This is a genomic window from Paenibacillus sp. Y280 (assembly GCF_056786335.1).
The window spans coordinates 21,974-43,294 of the sequence record NZ_JBXCIW010000011.1; the positions used below are offsets into that span (position 1 = coordinate 21,974).

17 protein-coding genes are annotated in these 21,321 nt (G+C 52.9%); 12 read left to right on the forward strand and 5 right to left on the reverse strand.

Annotation, left to right across the window (positions count from 1 at the left end; translation table 11 throughout):
- Positions 1-125: 125 nt before the first annotated feature.
- Positions 126-797, forward strand: a complete 672-nt coding sequence (locus AC1TPC_RS15555; RefSeq protein ID WP_482067738.1) for an SOS response-associated peptidase — start codon at positions 126-128, stop codon at positions 795-797.
- A 591-nt stretch (positions 798-1,388) separates the two neighbouring features.
- Here AC1TPC_RS15555 and AC1TPC_RS15560 read toward each other — a convergent pair.
- On the reverse strand, positions 1,389-2,378 hold the full coding sequence (locus AC1TPC_RS15560) for an electron transfer flavoprotein subunit alpha/FixB family protein (RefSeq protein WP_482067739.1): 990 nt from the start codon (positions 2,376-2,378) through the stop codon (positions 1,389-1,391).
- 945 nt (positions 2,379-3,323) lie between these two features.
- Complete coding sequence (locus AC1TPC_RS15565; RefSeq protein WP_482067869.1) at positions 3,324-4,172, reverse strand: electron transfer flavoprotein subunit beta/FixA family protein; 849 nt, start codon at positions 4,170-4,172, stop codon at positions 3,324-3,326.
- 235 nt (positions 4,173-4,407) lie between these two features.
- On the opposite strand from AC1TPC_RS15565, the gene AC1TPC_RS15570 reads away from it, so the two are divergent.
- From AC1TPC_RS15570 to AC1TPC_RS15605, 8 genes are all read left to right on the forward strand, one after another.
- Positions 4,408-6,651 carry a heterodisulfide reductase-related iron-sulfur binding cluster gene (locus tag AC1TPC_RS15570; RefSeq protein WP_482067740.1) on the forward strand — a complete coding sequence of 748 codons (2,244 nt, stop codon included), beginning with the start codon at positions 4,408-4,410 and terminating at the stop codon, positions 6,649-6,651.
- 43 nt (positions 6,652-6,694) lie between these two features.
- Positions 6,695-9,136, forward strand: coding sequence for a 3-hydroxyacyl-CoA dehydrogenase/enoyl-CoA hydratase family protein (locus AC1TPC_RS15575; RefSeq protein WP_482067741.1), 2,442 nt, complete (start codon positions 6,695-6,697; stop codon positions 9,134-9,136).
- A 22-nt stretch (positions 9,137-9,158) separates the two neighbouring features.
- Positions 9,159-10,373 (forward strand): acetyl-CoA C-acyltransferase, encoded by a 1,215-nt coding sequence (locus AC1TPC_RS15580; protein WP_482067742.1) that lies wholly within the window; start codon positions 9,159-9,161, stop codon positions 10,371-10,373.
- A gap of 89 nt (positions 10,374-10,462) precedes the next feature.
- Entirely contained in the window at positions 10,463-12,253 is a 1,791-nt protein-coding gene (locus tag AC1TPC_RS15585) for an acyl-CoA dehydrogenase family protein (RefSeq protein WP_482067743.1), read from the forward strand.
- A 15-nt stretch (positions 12,254-12,268) separates the two neighbouring features.
- Positions 12,269-14,044 carry a long-chain-fatty-acid--CoA ligase gene (locus tag AC1TPC_RS15590; RefSeq protein WP_482067744.1) on the forward strand — a complete coding sequence of 592 codons (1,776 nt, stop codon included), beginning with the start codon at positions 12,269-12,271 and terminating at the stop codon, positions 14,042-14,044.
- Positions 14,045-14,049: 5 nt separating this feature from the next.
- Positions 14,050-14,478, forward strand: coding sequence for a PaaI family thioesterase (locus AC1TPC_RS15595; RefSeq protein WP_482067745.1), 429 nt, complete (start codon positions 14,050-14,052; stop codon positions 14,476-14,478).
- A gap of 138 nt (positions 14,479-14,616) precedes the next feature.
- A complete protein-coding gene (locus AC1TPC_RS15600; RefSeq protein ID WP_482067746.1) occupies positions 14,617-14,838 on the forward strand; it encodes a hypothetical protein in 222 nt (73 codons plus the stop codon).
- Between the two features lie 182 nt (positions 14,839-15,020).
- Positions 15,021-15,209 (forward strand): hypothetical protein, encoded by a 189-nt coding sequence (locus AC1TPC_RS15605; protein ID WP_053372930.1) that lies wholly within the window; start codon positions 15,021-15,023, stop codon positions 15,207-15,209.
- Between the two features lie 85 nt (positions 15,210-15,294).
- Here AC1TPC_RS15605 and AC1TPC_RS15610 read toward each other — a convergent pair whose 3' ends face one another.
- Positions 15,295-15,663: a DUF3221 domain-containing protein gene (locus AC1TPC_RS15610; protein WP_482067747.1), complete on the reverse strand. Its 369-nt coding sequence runs from the start codon at positions 15,661-15,663 to the stop codon at positions 15,295-15,297.
- A gap of 413 nt (positions 15,664-16,076) precedes the next feature.
- On the opposite strand from AC1TPC_RS15610, the gene map reads away from it, so the two are divergent.
- Positions 16,077-16,829 (forward strand): type I methionyl aminopeptidase, encoded by a 753-nt coding sequence (gene map / locus AC1TPC_RS15615; RefSeq protein WP_482067748.1) that lies wholly within the window; start codon positions 16,077-16,079, stop codon positions 16,827-16,829.
- Positions 16,830-16,930: 101 nt separating this feature from the next.
- On the opposite strand, the gene AC1TPC_RS15620 is transcribed toward map, so the two are convergent.
- Together AC1TPC_RS15620 and AC1TPC_RS15625 are read right to left on the reverse strand one after the other, a co-directional pair.
- A complete protein-coding gene (locus AC1TPC_RS15620; RefSeq protein WP_482067749.1) occupies positions 16,931-17,314 on the reverse strand; it encodes a RidA family protein in 384 nt (127 codons plus the stop codon).
- Positions 17,315-17,724: 410 nt separating this feature from the next.
- Positions 17,725-18,618, reverse strand: coding sequence for a collagen-like triple helix repeat-containing protein (locus AC1TPC_RS15625; protein ID WP_482067750.1), 894 nt, complete (start codon positions 18,616-18,618; stop codon positions 17,725-17,727).
- A gap of 257 nt (positions 18,619-18,875) precedes the next feature.
- On the opposite strand from AC1TPC_RS15625, the gene AC1TPC_RS15630 reads away from it, so the two are divergent.
- Together AC1TPC_RS15630 and AC1TPC_RS15635 are read left to right on the forward strand one after the other, a co-directional pair.
- Positions 18,876-20,114 carry a molybdopterin-dependent oxidoreductase gene (locus tag AC1TPC_RS15630; protein WP_482067751.1) on the forward strand — a complete coding sequence of 413 codons (1,239 nt, stop codon included), beginning with the start codon at positions 18,876-18,878 and terminating at the stop codon, positions 20,112-20,114.
- Positions 20,115-20,432: 318 nt separating this feature from the next.
- Positions 20,433-21,242, forward strand: coding sequence for a polysaccharide lyase family protein (locus AC1TPC_RS15635; RefSeq protein WP_482067752.1), 810 nt, complete (start codon positions 20,433-20,435; stop codon positions 21,240-21,242).
- Positions 21,243-21,321: the final 79 nt, after the last annotated feature.

Sequence of the window (21,321 nt, forward strand, 5' to 3'; positions counted from 1 at the left end):
GTTCGGGGAAAGAAAACGAGACTTAGCTGTACTGTTGTTGACTCGATCATTTTGACCAAAAGCGTTGCATAATTTTCGCCCTATTAACAAAAACTGGATTCAACAACGTGAAAAGGGTGGTCGCGATGATTGAACGGTTTTCGTTAACGGCAGAATTAGGCGATATGGTGGAGATGTTTCAGGTGGGCAAGGTGATTCGGGGGCATACGAACCGGTTTAATGTGGCGCCGACTCAGACGGTGTCGATCGTCATGAATGATCGGTTTGATCAAAGAACGATGCAGGAGTCGAGATGGGGGCTGTTCCCTTTTTGGGCGAAGGATGCGATTAATGCGGATCATATTACGCTTTCAGAGAAGCCCTTTCTGGAGCGCATGCTGCGGAGACAAAGATGCGTGCTGCCTTGCAGCGGTTTTTTTGGGCAAAAGCAGTTCGGGAATGAGCGCGACCCGCGGGCGATGCATATCATCGTTCCGAGTCAGCAGCTGTTTGGCATCGCAGGCATCTATGACTGCTGGAAAAATGTGAGCGGCAAGGAAGTGCGTGCCTTCACGATGATTACCGCCGCTTCAACAGGTGCGATGTCCGTGTGGCAGCCCCGGGTTCCGGTTATTTTGGACGAGGAGGGTATCGAGGACTGGCTCAATCCGCGCATTACGGAATTCAGCGGCCTGCGCAAGCATTTGGAAGCGATGGATTCCTACCTCATGCGGGCCTACCCTGTAACCAATGCGGTGCATGATGATTTGTACGAGTCGCCGGATTGCATCCGCGAGATCCGTCCGGATTTCGCATAGGCAAGAAGGGATAAGCCGAGAGAGCTAATGGGGTTGTCCCAAAAGGAGTAAGGAAATAACAAATTAATGACTTTGCCTCTGCAGTTGCAGCTCGAAAATAATAAAAAAGGCTGAACAGGCTTAACACCTGTACAGCCATTTTTGTTTTTTTGGTCTATTGCTGCAAGCTTTTAGAGCAAATATGCGCTTACAGCTCGCCAAGACATATGATTTGTTGGCTATAAGAGCATATGCGTGCTTATAGCAGCCTTTAGTCGTTTCTGATACGCATAAATTGAGGCAATGAGCGCATATGTGCGCTTACAGCTCACAAACATACATGGTTTGTTGGCTATAAGAGCATATGCGTGCTTATTGCAGCTTTAGACATTTCTGGTACGGCTAATCGATGCAGTAAGCGCAAGTATGTGCTTACTGCTCACCAAACGCACGATTTGTTGGCTGTAAGAGTAAATGTGAGTTTACAGGTACCTTTAGTATTAGCCTTTTAAGTCCCCTGCCGGGCGTTGATGCAGCGGCAGCAGGGGCGTGTACGGTACATGAAATAGGTTCGGCATAGTTCGGATGATGACTGATTGTAAGAAAATAAAGCTAGGCGCGGGCGCGTTGGAGCTCTGTCGTGAGCAGAGGCACGACCTCGAATAAATCACCTACTATGGCGTAATCCGCGACGCCGAAGATCGGAGCGTCGGGGTCTTTGTTGATTGCGACTATGACGCGCGATTGGCTCATGCCGGCAAGATGCTGAATGGCACCGCTTATGCCGCAGGCGATATAAAGCTGCGGAGTAACGACCTTGCCGGTTTGCCCGATTTGCAGCGCATAATCGCAATAGCCGGCATCGCAAGCGCCGCGCGAGGCGCCCACAGCGCCGCCGAGCGCGGCGGCCATCGCTTGCAGCGGCTCGAAGCCTGCTGCGCTGCGCACGCCTCGACCGCCGGATACGACGATGTCGGCTTCGGCGAGATCAAGCTGGCCGCCGGTGCGGCGCACAAGGCTGCGCACGGCGGTGTAAAGCGGCGGCACCGTGAACGGCAGAGCCTGAACGGTGCCCGTAATGTCGGCGGCGTCCAAGGGCTCCGCCGCCGGCAAATTATTCGGGCGCACCGTGATGACCCACGGATGGCCCGGCAAGAAGCTGCGCCGCTCGAACGCCTTGCCGGCGTAGAGCGGGCGAATGAATAAGGCGTCATCGCCATCCGTTGTCTCGATGGCGATGACGTCAGCGATGTGGCCGGCGCCATGGGCCGCGGCCACGCGGGGCGCGAGCTCGCGCCCCATAGCGGTGTGGCCGAGCAACAGCGCGTCCGGCTGCACCGCAGCCATGGCTGCGCCAAGGGCGGCGATGTACGCCTCGGGCGCGAAGGCGCGGAGGGAAGGATCGTCGGCGATATGCACGACGTCCGCCCCCCGCGCGGTTAGCGCGGCGGCTTCTTCCGCCGCGCCGCCGGAGCAGGCAAGGACGGCATGGACAGCGCCGTCCTTGCCTGCAAGCCGCCTTGCTGCGCCGAGTGCCTCCAGCGCTACGCGGCGGAGTGCGCCGTCCCGGCTTTCTGCAAATACGAGAATCGTTTTGGACATAGGATGCTGCTCCTCTCCCATAACTTTATTACTGAGAACGTGATGTGACTGCTATAAACTAACTAGTTACTTAAATGCTGCTATGAGCGAACGGGGTTACCTCGTTCTACAGCGAACGAACTGATTACTTCAAATACTGCTACCAACTATTGGATGACCTCAATTGTTTCTAGAACTAACTAGTTCCTTCAATTACTCCTGCGTCCTGCGTAGAGACATAAGGAGTGGATGGGATGAGTATTTTCGAGTAGCTAGCTAAGGGGGAGAACTGATGCTAAACGGTAGAGACTCAACTATTCATGATACCGACAGCAAGCCGCAGCCATGCATTTCTTAACTAACTAGTTCCTTCAATTACTCCTGCATAGCGACTTACGCAGCAACGCATTCCCCAGCCTTTGTGCTCCGAACCAGCACTACGTTGCAGTTAATACAATAGAAACCTCACATCAGGGCCACATTCACGGGCTACGTTGCACTTTTGCAATAGAATGGTTCACTGATCTCATCTAGAGCTCATAAATGGATGATTCTGCTGCTCAAACAGCAGTGTAGATGAGTAATCTCAGCTCCGCATGCGATTCTGTTGCACAAACTGCAATGTAGCTTTGCTAACTTACGCACTTTCATCCAATTAACTCAGCAGCGTGACTGTATTTCATAGGAATCTGCTGCGAGCACTTTTTCTGGCATCCACCAACACCATCAAACCCCCACCATCCCCGCTGCAAATACAACGCGGTGAGCCCAGTGTTTAAGAAGCTGCGCTTCTCCCACCAACACCCTTAAAGAAGCTGCGCTTCTTCCACTAACAATCTCAAAGAAGCTGCGCTTCTCCCACCAACAATCTCAAAGAAGCTGCGCTTCTCCCACCAACACCCTCAAAGAAGCTGCGCTTCCTCCACCAACAATCTCGAAGAAGCTGCGCTTCTCCAACCAACACCCTCAAAGAAGCTTAGCTTCTTCCCGCAAAAGCGACACAAGCGCGCTCGCCTGCTCCGCCGGAGCACCGGGGATGCGTTTGCCCGCTGCCCGAGGCGGTGGCGGGAGCAGCTTCGAGCGGGTGGTGCGCGGTGCAACGCTTTCAGCTGTGAGCGCGCCGCCGCTGCCGGTCAGCTCGTCGAGCTTTACGGTGCGCAGCGGCTTGCGCTTTGCCTTCATAATGCCCGGCAGCGACGGATAACGCGGCTCGTTTAAGCCTTGCTGCGCCGTAATGAGCGCCGGCAGCGGGATCGATACGGTTTCCGTATCGCCTTCGATATCGCGCTCGACTAATGCATAGCGCTCAGCAGTTACCGTTACAGGAGCGCTAAGCACTCCCTCCGCTGGCAGTGCGCCTAGCTCGCCCGCAGTAACAATGGTGACCTTAACAGCGGAGGTGGCATGCGGCAAGGAAAGCCGCTCAGCCACTTGAAGCGCCACGCTTCCAGCGCCGCTATCGACTGCGAATAAGCCTGCTAGCAGCAGATCGGGAGCGAGCGGCTCAATGACGGCAGCCAGCGCGGCAGCGATGGAGGTACCGTCATCTGACAAGGCAGAGCTATCCAGCCTTATCGCTTCATCCGCTCCAATTGCCAGCGCAGTGCGGAGCGCCTCTTGCGATCGCTCGGGTCCGCAGGTAACGACGATCACCTCGCCGCCGTGCTGCTCGCGCTGGCGAAGCGCCTCTTCCAGCGCATACTCGTCGTAAGGATTAATGACAAATTTGGCTTCTGATTCATCGACACCCGTCTCCGTTACGACGATTTTCTCCTCGGTATCGAACGTTTGCTTGAGAAGCACCACTATTTTCAGCATAGAAGCTCCCTCACTTATTTCGATATTTGGTTAACACGTCCATCATTGCTACGATATGACGATTGGCAAATGAATAGACCGTACGCAATCGCCTTCCGAGCGGCATGTTCAACGCAAAAAGCTCATATACATGGAGCACCGCGGCTATTTTGAAAGCGTTCTAAAGCTTGTCCGACTACTTCGCGCAGAGCTGCTTGTTCCATGAGCCGGCATATATGAGGGGGCGAGGCATATGCCAACGTATTTGGCGTTAAAGCAGGTCGATCAATGGCTGATCTGGGGAAGATGGACATTGTTTGCGGCGGTTGTGCTTATTGCTGTTTCTATGTTCGTGCTTGTTGTGCAGAGGCGCCTCTTGTACATGCGGCTTGGGGTTCCGACGGTGTTTAAGCGGTATCAACGCGAGCCGAAAAACAGCAAATCCAGCTTCAGCGGCCAAGTGCTCGGCCATCGCAAGCTGCTGAACGATGTACGCAGCGGAATCATGCATTTGGTTTATTTTTACGGCTTTATTGTGCTTCAGTTTGGCGCGGTGGACTTAATTTGGAAGGGGCTAAACGAAGGTGTGCCGCTCCCGCTGCCCTACTATAACGGGTTTTCGCTGACGCAGGAAATGACGGTAACGCTTGTGTTTGCTGCTGTTCTTTATGGCGCATTTCGTCGTTATGGGGAAAGGCTTCCTCGGTTAAAAAGAGGCTGGAAGCCGTCGCTTGTCATGTGGTTTATCGGCTCCTTAATGCTCACTATTCTTTTGTCTTTAGCCTTCGAGCGGCTGGCTGCGACCAGTGGGCATGGAGCCTCTATCGTAGAAGCAAGCTATGCCCCGGTAAGCAATCAGCTGGCTATGCTGCTCGAGAGCATGGGCGTACAGCCGCAAAGCGCGGCAGCCCATGCGGGATTTGAATTGTTTTGGTGGCTGCATCTGCTTGTGCTGCTGGGCTTCCTCGTTTATGTGCCGCAGTCGAAGCATTTTCATTTGCTGACTGCTCCGGTCAATCTGTGGTTCCGGCGCAGCACGCCGCCTGGCCGTCTTACGCCGCTGAATTTGGAGGACGAGGAGGCGGAAACTTTCGGCGCGGGGAAGGTGGAGCATTTTACGCAAAAGCAGATGCTTGATTTGTATGCGTGCGTAGAGTGCGGACGCTGTACCCATGTTTGCCCGGCTGCGAGTACCGGGAAGCTGCTGTCTCCGATGCATCTGATCGTGAAGCTAAGGGATCATTTGACCGAAAAAGGCGCCGCTATTACGTCGAAGTCGCCATGGCTGCCTGCGAGCATATGGCAATCCAAGACAAATGTCCCTTACGCCCATGTCATGGGAGCGGTGCTTCCTGCATGGGAGACAGAATCCGAGGGGGGGACCAATATCGAGCCGACGATGGCGGCGCAGGCAGGTGCATGGAGCGTGAGAGAAGGCGCAAAGCCGGAGGAGGTGGAGCTGATCGGCGAGGTGCTGACCGAGGAGGAGCTTTGGGCGTGCACGACCTGCCGCAATTGCGAGGAGCAGTGTCCAGTCGGCAATGAGCATGTCGACAAAATCATCGATATGCGCCGTTATCTTGTATTGATGGAAGGCAGGCTGCCATCCGACGGGCAGAGAGCGCTTCAGAACATCGAGCGCCAGAGCAATCCTTGGGGCTTGCCGCGCGCTGAGCGGGCAGCTTGGATTGCCGATTGCGAGAGCCGCACCGGCATACGGGTCGCAACGATGCAGGAGCTGAAGCAGCAAGGCAAAAAGGCCGACATCCTGCTTTGGGCCGGCTCAATGGGTGCTTATGATATGCGGAGCCGCCGCGTTTTGTACGATGTGGTGCGGCTGCTTGACCAAGCGGGAGTCAGCTTCGCGACGCTAGGCCTTGAGGAGAAAAGCTCGGGCGATACGGCAAGGCGGATCGGCAACGAGCTGCTTTTTCAAGAGCTGTGCCGCGAGAACATAGAGACGCTCAGCAAGTATGAAGTCAAACAAATCGTGACTGCTTGCCCGCATACCTACAACACGTTCAAAAATGAATATCCCGATTTTGGCTTCTGCCCGGACATCGTCGTGGAGCATCATACCGAGCTGCTTGCGCGTTTGCTTGCGGAGGGCTCGCTGCAGCCGGTGCATACGATTGACGAGCGCGTGACGGTACATGATTCCTGTTATCTCGGTCGCTACAACGACACCTACGAGGCGCCGCGCAGTCTGCTTAGAGCCATTCCGGGAGTGACGATTGAGGAAATGGAGCGCTCACGCTCAAACGGGATGTGCTGCGGCGCGGGCGGCGGATTGATGTGGATGGAGGAGCATTCGGGCACGCGGGTCAACCATGCAAGAACGGCGCAAGCGCTTGAGGTGAAGCCGTCTGTCATCAGCTCGGCCTGTCCGTACTGCCTCACGATGATGGAGGATGGGCTAAAGGCATTGTCTGCGGATGAGAAAGTGATCGCACGCGATGTGGCGGAGCTGCTGGCTGAAAGCGTATTTGGCGAGTAAGCGAGCTGTCATTTGGTTTGATTGAAAAAGAAGGAGGCTGCCTATGACGTTACAAGCGTCGCAAAAAAACGCTGGCTCCATTCGCAGAGCCGCCGTTATCGGCTCCGGCGTAATGGGTGCCGGCATCGCCGCGCATCTTGCGAATGCGGGCATGCATGTTGTGCTGCTGGACGTGGTCCCGCAGAAGCTTGCGGAAGAGGAGGAGCGGAAGGGACTGACGCTCTCGGATGCCAAGGTGCGCAATCGGCTGGCAAGCGCTGCCGTTGCCAGAATGGGCAAGGCGCAGCCTGCGCAGCTCTATGACTCGTCTTGGTCTTCACGCATCACGCCGGGAAATTTAACCGATCATTTGGAAGCGCTTGGCGAGGCGGATTGGATCGTTGAAGCGGTTGTCGAGCGGCTGGATATTAAGCGGGAGGTATTGGCGGCGATTGAAGCGGTTCGCAAGCCGGGAGCTATCGTCTCGACCAACACGTCGGGCTTGTCGGCAGCGTCGATGGTAGAGGGCCGAAGCGAGGAGTTCCGCCAGCATTTTGGCGTGACGCATTTTTTTAACCCGCCGCGGTATATGAAGCTCGTTGAGATTGTTCCGACCGCAGATACGGCTCCCGAGGTCGTGGGGCTGCTGAAGGAGGTTTGCGAGAAGCGGCTCGGCAAGGGCGTCGTCATTGCGAAGGATACGCCTAACTTCATTGCAAACCGGATCGGGACGTACGGTATGCTCGTCACGCTTGAGGATACGCTGCGCTTTGGACTGACGGTAGAAGAGGCAGACGCTCTGACTGGTCCTGCGATGGGCAGGCCGAAGACGGCGACGCTGCGCATGCTCGATCTGGTTGGGCTCGATACGCTGCTGCATGTTGTGGACAATGTGCGGGAGAGAAGCAGCGACCCTGCGGAGCAGGCCGTATTTGCAAGGCCGCCGCTGCTGGAGCAGCTTGTAGCGTCCGGCAGGCTTGGCGAGAAGTCGGGTGCCGGCTTTTATAAGAAGGTGAAGGGCAAAGGCGGCAGCGAGATTGAATCGCTTAAGCTGGATACGCTCGAGTACGGGCCGAAACGCGCTGTCAGCTCACCCGTCATTGATGCCTCCAAAGCGGCGAAGGGAGCGGCGGCAAAGGTGAGAGCGCTGCTTCGCACCGATCCTCGTGACCGCTACGCGAAGTTCGCATGGTCGACGATCAAAAAAACGCTTCTCTATTCAGCCGCTCAAGTTGGTGTTATTGCGGATTCCATCTCGGATATCGACCGCGCGATGCGCTGGGGCTTCAACTGGGAGCTGGGCCCGTTCGAGCTGTGGGATGCGATTGGGCTCCGGGAATCGGTGAAGCTGATGGAGAAGGAGGGCGAGGAAGTTCCGGCATGGGTAAGCGCTTGGCTGGAAGCGGGCCATGAAAGCTTTTATAGGGCGGAGGGCAGCGAACGGGTCTATTCGGCGAGCGGCGCATACAAGCAGGAAGAAGCGGAAGCGGACTCGATTTCCTTAGCGGCGTTAAAGGCTTCCGGTAAAACGGTGCTCTCCACGTCCGGCGCAAGCCTGATCGACATTGGGGATGACGTTGTGCTGCTCGAATTTCATTCGCAGAACAATGCGATTGGGGGAGACATCTTATCCGCCATTCGGCAAAGCGTGAAGGAGGTATCGCAAAATTGGCGCGGGCTGGTCCTTGCGAACGAAGGACGGAATTTTTGCGTCGGCGCGAATCTGATGCTTCTGTTGATGGAAGCGCAGAACGGCGAATGGGATGAGGTCGAGGATATTATTCGCTTCTTCCAGGGCAGCATGCTTGATCTGAAGCGGCTTGACCGTCCAGTCGTTGCCGCTCCGCACCGGATGACGCTAGGCGGCGGGGTAGAAGCCTGCTTGCCTGCCGATCGCATTGTGTATTCGCCAGAGACATACTTTGGACTCGTGGAGACGGGAGTGGGCCTTATTCCTGCGGGCGGGGGCTGCAAGGAAGCGGCTGCGATGGCGGCTGAACGGGCTCTTATTGCAAATGGCGGCAAGCCGGGCGGAGACCTGCAGCCGCATTTGAATGCGCTGTTCGAGACGATTGCGATGGCCAAAACCTCCTCTAGCGGCTATGAGGTTAGAGGGCTTGGATTGATGCGGCCGCAGGATACGGTCATTATGCGGCAGGAGGCGCGCATCGCCGAAGCGAAGCGGGCGGTGCTGGAGCTTGACCGGGCGGGCTACTCGCCGCCGGCCGAGGGGCGCATTCGCGTTGCCGGGCGTGAAGGCAAGGCGGTGCTGAGGGTAGCGGTGCAGGCGATGCAGCTAAGCGGCTACATTAGCGAGCATGACGCGCTTATTGCCGGCAAGCTTGGCGCTGTGCTCGCAGGCGGCGACATTCAGCCGGGCGCTGAGGTGAGCGAGCAGTATTTGCTCGATTTGGAATGCGAAGCGTTCCTCAGCCTTTGCGGCGAGCGCAAAACGCAGGATCGCATGAGCCATATGCTGGCGACGGGCAAACCGCTGCGCAACTAACTTTCAAAGGAGGAGAGCGAAAATGTCAGCTTCATCACCGTTTGAGGATCACGACCGCGATGCCGTTATCGTTGCTGCGGTGAGGACGGCGGTCGGCAAAGCATCAAAGGGGAGCTTGGCGGAGACGAGGGCGGAGGATCTAGGGCGAGCGGTGCTGCAAGGCGCGCTTGAGAGGCTGCCCGGCTTATCGCCTGAGCTTATTGAGGATGTGATTATCGGCTGCGCGATGCCCGAAGGCGAGCAGGGGCTGAACATGGCTCGCACTATCTCGCTCTATTCGGGCTTGCCGGTTACGACGCCAGCCGTCACCATTAACCGGTTTTGCGCATCGGGGCTGCAGGCCATCGCTTATGCAGCGGAGCGCATACGGCTTGGAGATGCCGATATCATCGCGGCTGGCGGCGTCGAGAGCATGAGCCATGTGCCGATGACGGGGTTTAAGCTCTCGCCCCATCCGGCCATCGTGGATACAAGACCTGAAGTGTATATGGGCATGGGGCATACAGCGGAAGAGGTTGCCCGCCGCTATGGCGTGACGCGCGAGGCGCAGGATGCCTTCGCATCCTCGAGCCATCGCAAGGCAGCGGCAGCTATTGAAGCGGGACGCTTCCAAGCGGAAATCGTACCGATAACGACAAGCCGCTCGGGCGTAAACGACGCGGGACGGCCTTGGTCGAAGGTTATTCAATTCGATACCGATGAAGGAGTGCGGCCGGAGACGACCGTCCAGTCGCTAGCGCCGCTTAAACCTTCGTTCGCCCGCGAGGGAACGGTTACGGCAGGCAATACCTCGCAAATGAGCGATGGAGCAGCAGCCGTTATCGTGATGAGCAGGGCTCGCGCGAAGGAGCTGGGCCTGCGCCCGCTCGCCGTATTCCGCAGCTACAGCGTAGCTGGCGTAGCGCCTGAGGTGATGGGCATCGGTCCAATCGAAGCGGTTCCTAAAGCGCTCCGCAAAGCAGGCATTACGCTTGATCAGGTCGATCTTTTCGAGCTTAACGAAGCTTTTGCCGCACAGTGTGTGCCGATCATAAGGGAGCTTGGCATCAATCCTGAGATCGTAAACGTGAACGGCGGGGCGATCGCACTTGGGCATCCGCTTGGCTGTACGGGAACAAAGCTGACGGTGTCGCTCATACATGAGCTTGGCCGCAGAGGCGGCGGGATCGGCGTCGTGACGATGTGCGTTGGCGGCGGGATGGGAGCAGCCGGAGTGATCGAAGTATACGGCAGCTAAAACGGATGAACAGCTCATTCTATTAATGATTAATGCCCATTATTATTTACGATCTTAATAAACGATATGACTGAAGGGAGACCTGCTGCATGACGGAGACGATACGATTTGGCGGTCGGTTTGTCGTGGAGGACAGTTTGCCGGAATCGGTTGTGACACCCGAGGATTTTACGGATGAGCAGCGGATGATGGGGGAAGCGGCGCAGCAGTTTTTGGAGGCTGAAATTACGCCGCGCGATGCGGATCTGGAGGCGCTGAACTACGACTTGACCGTAGAGCTGATGCGCAAAGCCGGCGATCTGGGTTTGCTTGGCGCCGATGTGCCGGAGGCGTACGGCGGATTAGGTCTAGATAAGGTGAGCACGACGCTGCTGGCGGAAACGTTAGCGCGAGCTTCATCGTTTGCGCTCTCGGTAGGTGCTCACACGGGCATCGGCACGCTGCCTATCGTGTTTTTCGGCACGAAGGTGCAAAAGGAGGCTTACCTTCCCGCGCTTGCAGCGGGAGAACGCATTGCGGCTTATTGCTTAACCGAGCCGGCTTCTGGCTCAGATGCTTTAGGGGCCAAGACGACTGCGAGGCTGTCTCATGATGGCAAGCATTATGTACTGAACGGCTCCAAGCTGTATATAACGAACGCCGGCTTTGCCGATTTGTTTATCGTATATGCGAAGGTAGACGGGGAGCATTTTACCGCTTTTATCGTCGAGAAGGGAATGCAGGGGTTCAGTATCGGGCCAGAGGAGCATAAGATGGGCATCAAGGGCTCGTCAACACGTCCATTATTTTTTGAAGACGTGCCGGTTCCCGTAGAAAACGTGCTAGGGGAGATTGGCAAAGGGCATCATATCGCCTTTAACATTTTGAACATCGGACGGTTCAAGCTTGGGGCAGCCTGCCTTGGCTCATCCAAAGAGACGATCGAGCTGGCATCGGCTTATGCCAATACGCGCAAGCAATTCGGGAGGGCGATCTCCGCGTATCCGCTCATTGGCGCCAAGCTGGCCGACATGAACATTCGCACGTACGTGATGGAGAGCATGGTTTACCGGACTGCCGGCTGGATCGATGCGATGCTGAAGACAACGGAGCTCAGCAGCGAAGGGGCAGACGATGGCATGAAGGTTGCAAAGGCGATCGGGGAGTATGCGATAGAATGCTCGATCGTCAAAGTGTTTGCATCCGAAGCACTCGATTTTGTTGCGGATGAAGGGGTGCAAATTCACGGCGGCTACGGCTACATTCGCGAGTATAAGGTAGAGCGGATTTATCGGGATTCGCGGATCAACCGGATTTTTGAAGGGACGAACGAAATTAACCGGATGCTCATTCCCGGCACGCTGATGAAGAAGGCTTTGAAGGGCGAGCTGCCGCTGCTGCGCAAGGCGCGTGCACAGCAAGCCGAGCTGGTGCAGCCGATGCCGCTTCCGTCGTTTGAGAAGCCGCTTAGCAAGGAAGCGTACCGCGTCGCGCAGGCGAAAAAGACGTTTCTCGCCATAGGTGGGCTTGCTGTTCAGAAGCTGGGCCTGCGGCTTGAGCAGGAGCAGGAGGTGCTTTGCTCGCTTGCCGATTTAATGATCAACATATTTGCTATGGAAAGCGCTCTGCTGCGTTCCCAAAAGATTTGGAAGCAAAGCGGGGGCGTCGTTTCTGAGAAAACGGAAAATGTTATTGCGATGACGACAGTCTTCGTACAGGAGTCCATGGAGAAGGTGGAGTCGCTGGCGAAGCTTGCGCTTGCCGCTCTGGAGCAGGGAGACGGGCTGCAAATGCAGCTTTCGATTCTGAAGAAGCTTATGCGCGCGCCGCTATCGGATACGGTAGCTTTGAAGCGATCGATTGCCGCTCGCGTCATTCGCAGTGAGCATTATGTCGTGTGAAGGGGGAGAGCATGAATGGATTCGCTCAGACCGGAAGACCCGTCTTTGCCCGAACAACCGCCTGCCGAAGTTGAAAAGCACGCGCGTCCATGGCTGCACCATTACCCGAAGGAGGTTTCTCCTTCGCAGAGCTATCCCGATCAGAGCATCGTCCAATTTTTATTGAATGCGGTCAAAAGCCATCCGAACCATACGGCGGTTTATTTCCTCGGCAAAGCCGTGACCTACAAGCAGCTGCATGATGATGCTGTCAGCCTGGCCTACGGTCTCCTTTCGTTTGGCATAGCCAAAGGAGACCGCGTTGCGATTATGCTTCCGAATTGTCCGCAGGCCGTTATAGCCTATTATGGCGTGCTTCTCGCAGGCGGCATCGTCGTACAGACGAATCCGCTCTACGTTGAGCGCGAGCTGGAGCATCAGCTGGCTGATAGCGGAGCCGTCGCCATCATTACGGTTGATCTGCTCTATCAACGCTTGTCGCGGGTACGCGGCAAGCTTCCTGAGGAGGGTCCGCTGCCTAAGCTTAGGCATGCCATCATTACGTCAATCAAGGATGGACTTCCGTTTCCGAAAAATCTGCTCTATCCCCTGAAGCAGCGCAAAGAGGGCTTTCGTGCGGACATTCCATATGGCAGCTATGGCGTAGTCGCGTATAAGAAGCTGCTGTCCGCAAAGCAGCCGTCTTCGCTGCTGCCAGCGCCTGCCAAGAGCGCCGAGCTAGCTGTGCTGCAATATACGGGCGGCACAACAGGCACGCCAAAGGGCGTGATGCTGTCGCATGGCAACCTCATTGCCAATACGATGCAAATCTCGGCTTGGTGCTATAAGGCGGTGGATGGGAAGGAACGTTTTCTTGCGGCGCTGCCTTTGTTTCACGTATTTGGATTAACCGTATTAATGAATATGTCGGTGCTGCGCGCAGGCACGCTTATTCTGCTTCCTCGTTTTGAAGTAGAGACGGTGCTGCAAACGATCAATCAGCAGAAGCCGACGATTTTTCCGGGGGCGCCTACTATGTATGTTGCGCTTATCAATCATAAGGCAGCTGCAAAAACGGATCTTTCCTCTATTAATGTATGTATAAGCGGATCGGCGGCTTTGCCGCTTGAGGTGCAGGAGCAGTTCGAGGCGATGACCGGCGGCAGGCTTATTGAAGGCTACGGCCTCTCGGAGGCCTCTCCGGTAACGCATGCCAATCCGATATGGGGGCATCGCAAAATCGGCACGATTGGCATACCTCTCCCCGATACCGATGCAGCAGTTATCGACCCGGAAACCGGTGAAAGACTAGGGATAGGCGAGCTTGGCGAGCTTGTTGTACGCGGCCCGCAGGTTATGCAGGGCTACTGGAGAAAACCTGTGGAAACCGATCAGGTGCTGCGGGATGGCTGGCTGCATACAGGCGATCTCGGAACGATGGATGAAGATGGTTTCTTTACCGTAATGGATCGGATTAAGGATGTGATCATTGCAGGCGGGTTCAACATTTATCCGCGCGAGGTAGAGGAGGTGCTGTTCGAGCATCCGGCTGTTCGTGAAGCAGCGGTTATCGGCGTGAAGGATAAATACCGGGGCGAGACGGTGAAAGCATTTATTGTGTTTAAGGAAGGCTGGCAGGTTTCGAGCTATCAGCTGGATCGCTGGTGCAGAGAGCGGTTGGCGTCTTACAAAGTGCCGCATCACTATTCCTTTCGGGAAACGCTTCCAAAAACGATGATCGGAAAGGTGCTTCGCCGGAAGCTGCAGGAGGAGGAAGCGGAGAAGCAGTCTGCCGAGGACAAGGGAGAGTGAATGGCATGGATGAGGATTGGTTTATTCAGCAAGCGGATCAAGCAGGTCACCTGACAAGGCTTGCGGAGCGCGCGCAAGCGACGTTCTGGGGAGTGCTCGGGTGCGAGGTTGTGCAGGCAAATGGCAATAAGGCAACCATCTGCTTGGATGCTTCGGAGCGGCATTTGAATTTGCTTGGCATCGTTCACGGCGGCGTACTAATGTCGCTGCTGGATAATGCAATGGGGCTCGTGGTTATGCTGGCTGTGCCGGAAGAGCGAACGGTTACAGCGAATTTAAACACACAGTTTCTTGCAAGCAGCAAAGGCGGCGTAGTTGTGTGCGAGGCAGAGATGGTGCATCGTACCAAACGAACGCTGACGCTGCAAGCGCAGGTTAAAGACGACGGAGGCAAGCTGCTTGGCCTTGGAATGGGAACATATCGAATTATTTAAGGTGGCGGAAGCGGGCAATTTGCTTGCCCGCTTCCGATTCGCTATAATACCAAATATATGGAAAGTATTAAGGCTTTAAAAATGATTAATAGTTGACCGTTTTCTTACCGATAAAGGAATTAGAAGGGAGGCGAGGATATGGTACAGGGCTGGGTTACAACATTGGTGCTTGCCTTCGGAATTATTGTTGCCATTATTGGCGTCATCGCATATTTAAGAATGTTTCGTAAAGACAGGCTCTCTTCAACGTCCCAGGAGTCCGTCGATATCTCGCCTCCCAACAGCAACAATCCAGTAAAACTAATGGATAGCGGGAATAATAAGGATACCAAAACTGAACATGCCTCGCGACCAGATTAATAATTGTTAACTTTCATATTCGAAATCAAAATGTTATAATAGTAAGAAAAATGCGAACATTGTGACTCATTGGCCATGGAGTTACCTGCACCGAATGGGGGGTTCTTGCGGTGTATTTACCGCATGCGGTCTCGTATAATGCTGTTTAGGACGACCATCCAACGTAAAGGGGAGGAGATTTCATGGCGAAGCATAGCCAGAATGAAGTCAAGGAAAGCCTGAAGGAACTCACGAGAATTTTTCAACCCAAGGACCCGCGTAAATTTGTTAAGGAGTACATTCGCAAGTACCGGATTACCGGTGGCTACGAGGATGAATTAACGACATTGGTGGAAAATGAATTAGGCAGAATGAACTCCTCGGTCAGCTAACTCATCATGTAAAATACGGCTTTGTAAGCTGCCTTCCAGCAGCATGCAAAGCCTTTTTTGTTTATCAGGGCTGCTTACGGCAGTGCTATTGGTTACCTTCTTGGTCATGTCTAATGATTTCATCGGCTACAGCTTGCGGCGGATAGGATCGCATGATATATCCCATTGTCGTGACCGTTACCCTTTCGCCGACATTCAAGTCATTATACAGATTGATATCGTTAACGTGATAAACCATTACGTCATCTTTATCTTCATTATTCAGAAAATAGGAGAGGGATTTTGTTTTAGCTTCTTCTTCAGAAAGGTGATGGACGACCGTTACGGTAGCAATGTTATTGCCGTTGATTCCTTTTTCAATGATAAAATCTCCCATTTCCGATTTTGTGCTATAAGCGATGATTACTGCTATTAAAGAAATTAGTAAAAACACAAGAGCAAACCTTCGTTTCATTATCGTTCCTCCCTTCATTATCCGATCAATCGGATCTGCTTGGAAATGTTAATCACCATCATTTACGTTGTTAAATCATGTAATGTTGCGGTATAGCTGGTCATTTGACATATGTAAACGTTTTACAAAAAACCATACTTTAGGAATTATCGGTGCAGCTACCTCCTTTTTATTCGCTTTCTACCTCCTCAAACATAATTTCGCCACATATGATCGGCATGTGTATCCTTTTTCTCGAATAAGTTATACATAGACAAATCTACTTGATATCGTACTGCTGTTGCACCTGTGAAGTGGATTTTGCTCGGCAAAACCTTGGTATACGCTAACGAAGTGGATTTTGCTTCGTAAAACCGGGTCTATGCTTACGAAGTGTTTTTGCTTCGCAAAAACTTAAGGAGGTTAGTACACACATGGCAGTGGATTTGAAAACGAAGGAACATATTCGAGGCATTCGCAAGGCTGGGCGTATTGTTGCTGCCTGTCACAAGGCACTCTCGAAGAGGATAGCGCCGGGAGTCACGACGCAGGAAATTGATCGCTTTGTTGAACGGTTCATGCTTGATCGCGGAGCAACGCCAGCTCAGAAGGGCTACAAGGGATACCCGTTTGCCACGTGTGCTTCCGTTAATGAGGTTGTCTGCCATGGCTTTCCCGATTCGGAGCCGCTTGAGACAGGCGATATCGTCACCATTGATATGGTGGCTGACTTGAATGGCTGGAAAGCGGATTCCGCATGGACTTACGCGATAGGCAAGACGAATACAGCTACTGAAAAGCTGCTTCTTGCAGCTGAGCAAGCGCTGCTTGACGGCATTAAGCAGGCTAAGCTCGGTAATCGGCTAGGCGATATAGGCTATGCGGTGCAGACAAGAGCGGAGAGGGCTGGCTTTGAGGTCGTCACATCGTTCGTCGGCCATGGCATCGGCAGAAGCATGCATGAATATCCTGAGGTCATGCATCAAGGCATACCTGGTCAAGGAATTGAGCTAGAGGAAGGCATGGTTATTACGATAGAGCCGATCGTTACTGCAGGCAGGGCGGACGTATACATTACGCAGGACGGCTGGACGGCCCGGACGAGGGACGGGGCGTGGGCGGCACAATTTGAACATACGGTAGCGATTACAAAGGAAGGCCCGATTGTATTGACCCGCTGGGATTGATGAGGAGAAGTTAATTTGCGATGCAAGCTCAAAAAGCCGAGCGAGCGCAGGGTATCGAGCCTGCACCTGCACGGCCTTTTTAATGAATGAGGCAAACGTTATTAATCAATGATGGCTTCAACTTCTATTTCAACAAGCATGAGAGGGTCTATTAGCGCTTTTACCTCCACCATCGTCGCAACAGGCTGAATATGTTTGAAAAACTCACCATGAGCCTTGCCGATTTCTTCCCACTGGGAGATGTCAGTCACGAACATTCTTGTCCGTACGACATGGGACATCTCAGCCTCCAGCTCATTCAGCGCTTTCTCAATCGTTTGCAAAATGTATTTCGTCTGCTCGTAGGGATTCCCGATCCCGACAACCTCACCATCCTTCATAGCAGTAGTTCCTGCCACTTCAATTCGATTGCCAATGCGGATGGCACGGCAATAGCCAACGAGAGGCTCCCAAGGCGAGCCTGTAAAAACTTGCTTTCTGTTCAAAATATCTACTCCTTTCTATTGGTATTAAATATTCCTTTGATATTAAGCGCATACTATGCGAAGCGTCAATTAAGCAGCCATTCCCCTAACGGTGTAGTGACGGATCCTTCACCAGCTTATAGTAGTTGGAAAGGGGCTGTGCATGGAATCCTTCCAGCTCATTGGTATCATTCTGATGACTAAGAAGCATAATAACACAGCAGCATCTGTATCGACCATTTCCATCAGCTCATGCTTCAGTCCGATTACCCCACCGATAGTTATAATGGTTGATTTGTAGACATGCAGAACATTGCCGTTCACTGCTGGCTGGCTATATAGAATGGACTTGTACACATAAATAAGCGTTGCCATATAGGATGGAAAAAAGCTAAAAAAACCGCTCAGCGGCGGTTTTTTAGCTTTTTTTGTTACCCATTTAATGAAATGATCATTGCTGTAAATCCTCGACTATCTACTGAAGCTTCTATAAATCCGGCAGAAGCGAACCCGACAATGGTAAACGAATAATTATAGGTTCCTGGTGCAGGATGATCTACCCAGTTTAGGGGAGTGGTTACCGTTGCTTGATCAAAACCCGGTTGATTCGGATTTTGAAAGATAGCGGCATTATTGACGGCAATAATGTCATTCGGATTTCTGGAAATAAAACTATTAACGGAATAGCTTTGAACATTAGCAAAATTAACATTGGCGAAGGCATCTAATTTTACCGACTGATTAGGCGCAATGGTAATTGGAGGCAGTGTTAACTCGATCAATACAGATCCTGTTGTATCTTGATTAATTGAAAATGGAATTGATTCATTGCTCCCCGCAAATCTAACATCGATTATTCCTGAAGGTCCCTGGAGCCCTGTCGGACCTTGAAGTCCTTGGGGGCCTTGCAGTCTGGCCGAACCTTGTGGTCCCGCTGGCCCTTGTGATCCTGTTGATCCTTGATTTCCTGTTGCGCCTTGGAGGTCTATACTGCGAACGGCTTGATTTGTGATCGCGGCGGTTGCGGCCGCTGTTGCAACTGCTGTTGCAGCCTCGCTAACGGCTTCCGTAACGCTTGAAGTAAGCGTTCTTACGACGGTGGGCGCGATTTTATCTAATGTTATCGATTGCCTTGCTAATCTGGAGCTAGTTACCGCTTGAGGAGCAATTTTGCTGCTTGTAACAGCGCTTCTTGCTAACCTGCTGGATCTTATAGGCTGCTCAAGCCTTCTGATTTGATTCTTTAAGGTTTGGAGATCATTCGCAACACTAGCTAGCGTCCGTCTGGGCAATGCAATCGTCCTCTCCAATGATGATATTGGCATAACAATAACCACATAGTATGTAGATGGAGGTGTGTCACGGCACGATGTTTGTCTTGGTGAAAACGTCTATTCTTGATCTTTTCAGCCTACTAGAGTGTTGTAGATGTGATAATAGTGGATGAAAGAATGAAGCTATTGTACTTTTTTACAAATAGAAAGCTTTCATGGCGTCGTATCTGCGTCCTAACGGCGTTATAATGGAGGAAGAAAATATATGGCGGAGCTTCACTGTTTCCGATGAGGGGGAAGGCATAGCAATGAGCGGACAATTGGATCGGCTTCGCAAGGGCTATGGAAAAAAACTCGTTTCGCTTCATGCTTGGAACGGCTGGATTGTCGTTATTTTAGCGTTGACCGGACTTATATTGATAGGCGGCTTCTGGCGGGGCATTCTCGGAGAGGTCCGGGTATGGATCAAGTGGGCGCATATTGTCGTCGGGATTGCATCGATTATGCCGGTTATCTATTACCTGCTGCTTGCGGGCAAGCATTGGAAGCAGCTAAAGCAAAAGCCGTGGCAGCGATATAATGTGCTTGTGGTGCTTGGTTTATTGCTCGGCTGGTTCGGGTCTGGCGTTCTGTTATGGCAGTTCAAAGCGGTGGGTCCGAGTGTATCAAACGTTGCGCTAGTCGTGCATGATTTGCTGACATGGATCGGCCTTCCGTATATCATTTATCACTCCATCACCCGGGTTAAGTGGTTGAAGGAACCGAATCGCCGCACCATCAAAGATGAGCGGGAAGCGGATAGGATTCAACCTGCCGGCTCGCCTCAGCCTGTTTATACGCGCAAGGCGTTTATTCGCGGAGCCATTGGCGTTGGCCTTGCTGTTACGGTTGGACCTTCTTTTCTAAAATGGCTGGGTACCTCGCTATTAGATATTCGCGGGAGCCAGACGATCGAAAATCTGATCGAAAAGGATGCCAATATGCTGCTTCCGGCACCAGAGCCGCTGCCAGCATCCGCGCCGCCGCTTGGCGGAGGAGCCATTGGACAATTCCGCGTTTACACGGTGACGCCGATCCCTTCTTTTACGAATGCGGATTGGTCGTTCACGATAGATGGTCTGGTCGAAAAATCGTTCAAATGGGATTGGAATCAGTTTGTGGCGCTGAAGCGAACGGTACAGGTTAGCGATTTTCACTGCGTGACCGGCTGGTCCGTGTACAAAAATACGTGGGAGGGCATTCCGCTCAAGGAGCTGCTGAAGATGGCGGGTGTGAAGTCCAGCGTGCAAACGGTAAAGCTGTATTCAGGCGATGGCGTGTATACCGATACTTTAACGCTCGAGCAAGCCGACATGGATGATGTGATGGTTGCGGTTATGCATGACGGCAAGCCGATCCCGAGCGATCTGGGCGGACCTGTCCGTCTTATCGTTCCGAAAATGTACGCGTACAAATCGGTGAAATGGCTAAATCGCATCGAATTGATAGAAGGCGAGCATGTCGGGTATTGGGAGGCTCGCGGTTACGCGAATGACGCTTGGGTGTAGATTTCTTGTGAAAGTCGATATAAGAGTGAAGGAGGAGGGAGGGCAGAGGCCTGTCCTCCTTTTTGTGCATGGTTTTTAGGGCTTCATGGATTGGGCATTCTTCCCGTATGCTTCCGAGCGATTCGCGAGGCAGTATTTTGCGGTCGTTACTAATGCTAAAAAAATACAGGTTATTCGTAAAATATCACATCCAAACTAGATTTATTTTCCAATATGATAGGCACAAGGAGGTGAAAGCGCTTTAATTTTAAATTTCATATCTTGTAAAAGCATTAAGCATGCATGATCAAGAACACTAAAACATTGGAGGTTATATTTATGAACAGGAAGATGAAATCATTCATCGCAGGAATTACAATCGCATCTATCGTCGCAGTAGCAACCACCGCGTACGCAGCGACAGTTACCATCAATTCCGATGGCGCTAACACCGGCTTGACGCCGCTGCAAATCTTTCAGCAATATTTGGGCAGCGATCCCGTTGACGGTCCGACGGATTCCTACCATATCAGCGAAACGACCTCATCGTACATCGCGGGTAACAATGTATTTCAATTCAGGGTGGGAGACGCTTCGGACACGGCTGCCCTCGACGGATCGAATACGGACAGACAGCGTGTCGAGGTTAAAGCGTACAAAGGGTCGCCTAGCAATGCAACGGCTTCAAAGGACCAAACGACTACGTATAAGTGGAAGTTCCGTCCGATGAGCCCTTATCCGCAATCTCCTTCAGGAAACTTCCATCATATTTTCCAAGTAAAGGCGGTAGATGGGGACGATGGTTATCCGATTCTGACGTTCTCGGTCGATGGCGGCAACTTGAAATTCAAGCATAGCCCGATCGGATCCGATGCTTCTCAGGTACAAACGTTGGCGCAAACAGCGTTCTCCAATATCGACGGTCAATGGGTTGAAGCCACAGTTACCTTGAAGCATAGCGAAAGCGGCTCGATCAATATGACACTCAAAAAGCTGGACGGAACGACCTTGATGTCATACAGCGGAACGAAGGACAACTGGAGATCCGGGGCCACTATTAATCGTCCTAAATGGGGCATTTACCGCAAATTGTTTACCGGCATTCAGGAAGCAAAAATCCAGTTTGCAGACTTTCAAATTACAGAATAACAAGAAGAAGCCGTCAAGGGGTTCATTGCCCTTTGACGGTTTTTATTTTATGTCCGCTAAACGTTATTCTAGAACGATG

Excerpts from the sequence above, each read along its gene's own strand:
- AC1TPC_RS15555 (WP_482067738.1), top strand. The coding sequence starts at position 126 with ATGATTGAACGGTTTTCGTTAACGGCAGAATTAGGCGATATGGTGGAG.
- AC1TPC_RS15560 (WP_482067739.1), bottom strand. The coding sequence starts at position 2,378 with ATGTCCAAAACGATTCTCGTATTTGCAGAAAGCCGGGACGGCGCACTC.
- AC1TPC_RS15570 (WP_482067740.1), top strand. The coding sequence starts at position 4,408 with ATGCCAACGTATTTGGCGTTAAAGCAGGTCGATCAATGGCTGATCTGG.
- AC1TPC_RS15575 (WP_482067741.1), top strand. The coding sequence starts at position 6,695 with ATGACGTTACAAGCGTCGCAAAAAAACGCTGGCTCCATTCGCAGAGCC.
- AC1TPC_RS15580 (WP_482067742.1), top strand. The coding sequence starts at position 9,159 with ATGTCAGCTTCATCACCGTTTGAGGATCACGACCGCGATGCCGTTATC.
- AC1TPC_RS15585 (WP_482067743.1), top strand. The coding sequence starts at position 10,463 with ATGACGGAGACGATACGATTTGGCGGTCGGTTTGTCGTGGAGGACAGT.
- AC1TPC_RS15590 (WP_482067744.1), top strand. The coding sequence starts at position 12,269 with ATGGATTCGCTCAGACCGGAAGACCCGTCTTTGCCCGAACAACCGCCT.
- AC1TPC_RS15595 (WP_482067745.1), top strand. The coding sequence starts at position 14,050 with ATGGATGAGGATTGGTTTATTCAGCAAGCGGATCAAGCAGGTCACCTG.
- AC1TPC_RS15600 (WP_482067746.1), top strand. The coding sequence starts at position 14,617 with ATGGTACAGGGCTGGGTTACAACATTGGTGCTTGCCTTCGGAATTATT.
- AC1TPC_RS15605 (WP_053372930.1), top strand. The coding sequence starts at position 15,021 with ATGGCGAAGCATAGCCAGAATGAAGTCAAGGAAAGCCTGAAGGAACTC.
- AC1TPC_RS15610 (WP_482067747.1), bottom strand. The coding sequence starts at position 15,663 with ATGAAACGAAGGTTTGCTCTTGTGTTTTTACTAATTTCTTTAATAGCA.
- map (WP_482067748.1), top strand. The coding sequence starts at position 16,077 with ATGGCAGTGGATTTGAAAACGAAGGAACATATTCGAGGCATTCGCAAG.
- AC1TPC_RS15625 (WP_482067750.1), bottom strand. The coding sequence starts at position 18,618 with ATGCCAATATCATCATTGGAGAGGACGATTGCATTGCCCAGACGGACG.
- AC1TPC_RS15630 (WP_482067751.1), top strand. The coding sequence starts at position 18,876 with ATGAGCGGACAATTGGATCGGCTTCGCAAGGGCTATGGAAAAAAACTC.
- AC1TPC_RS15635 (WP_482067752.1), top strand. The coding sequence starts at position 20,433 with ATGAACAGGAAGATGAAATCATTCATCGCAGGAATTACAATCGCATCT.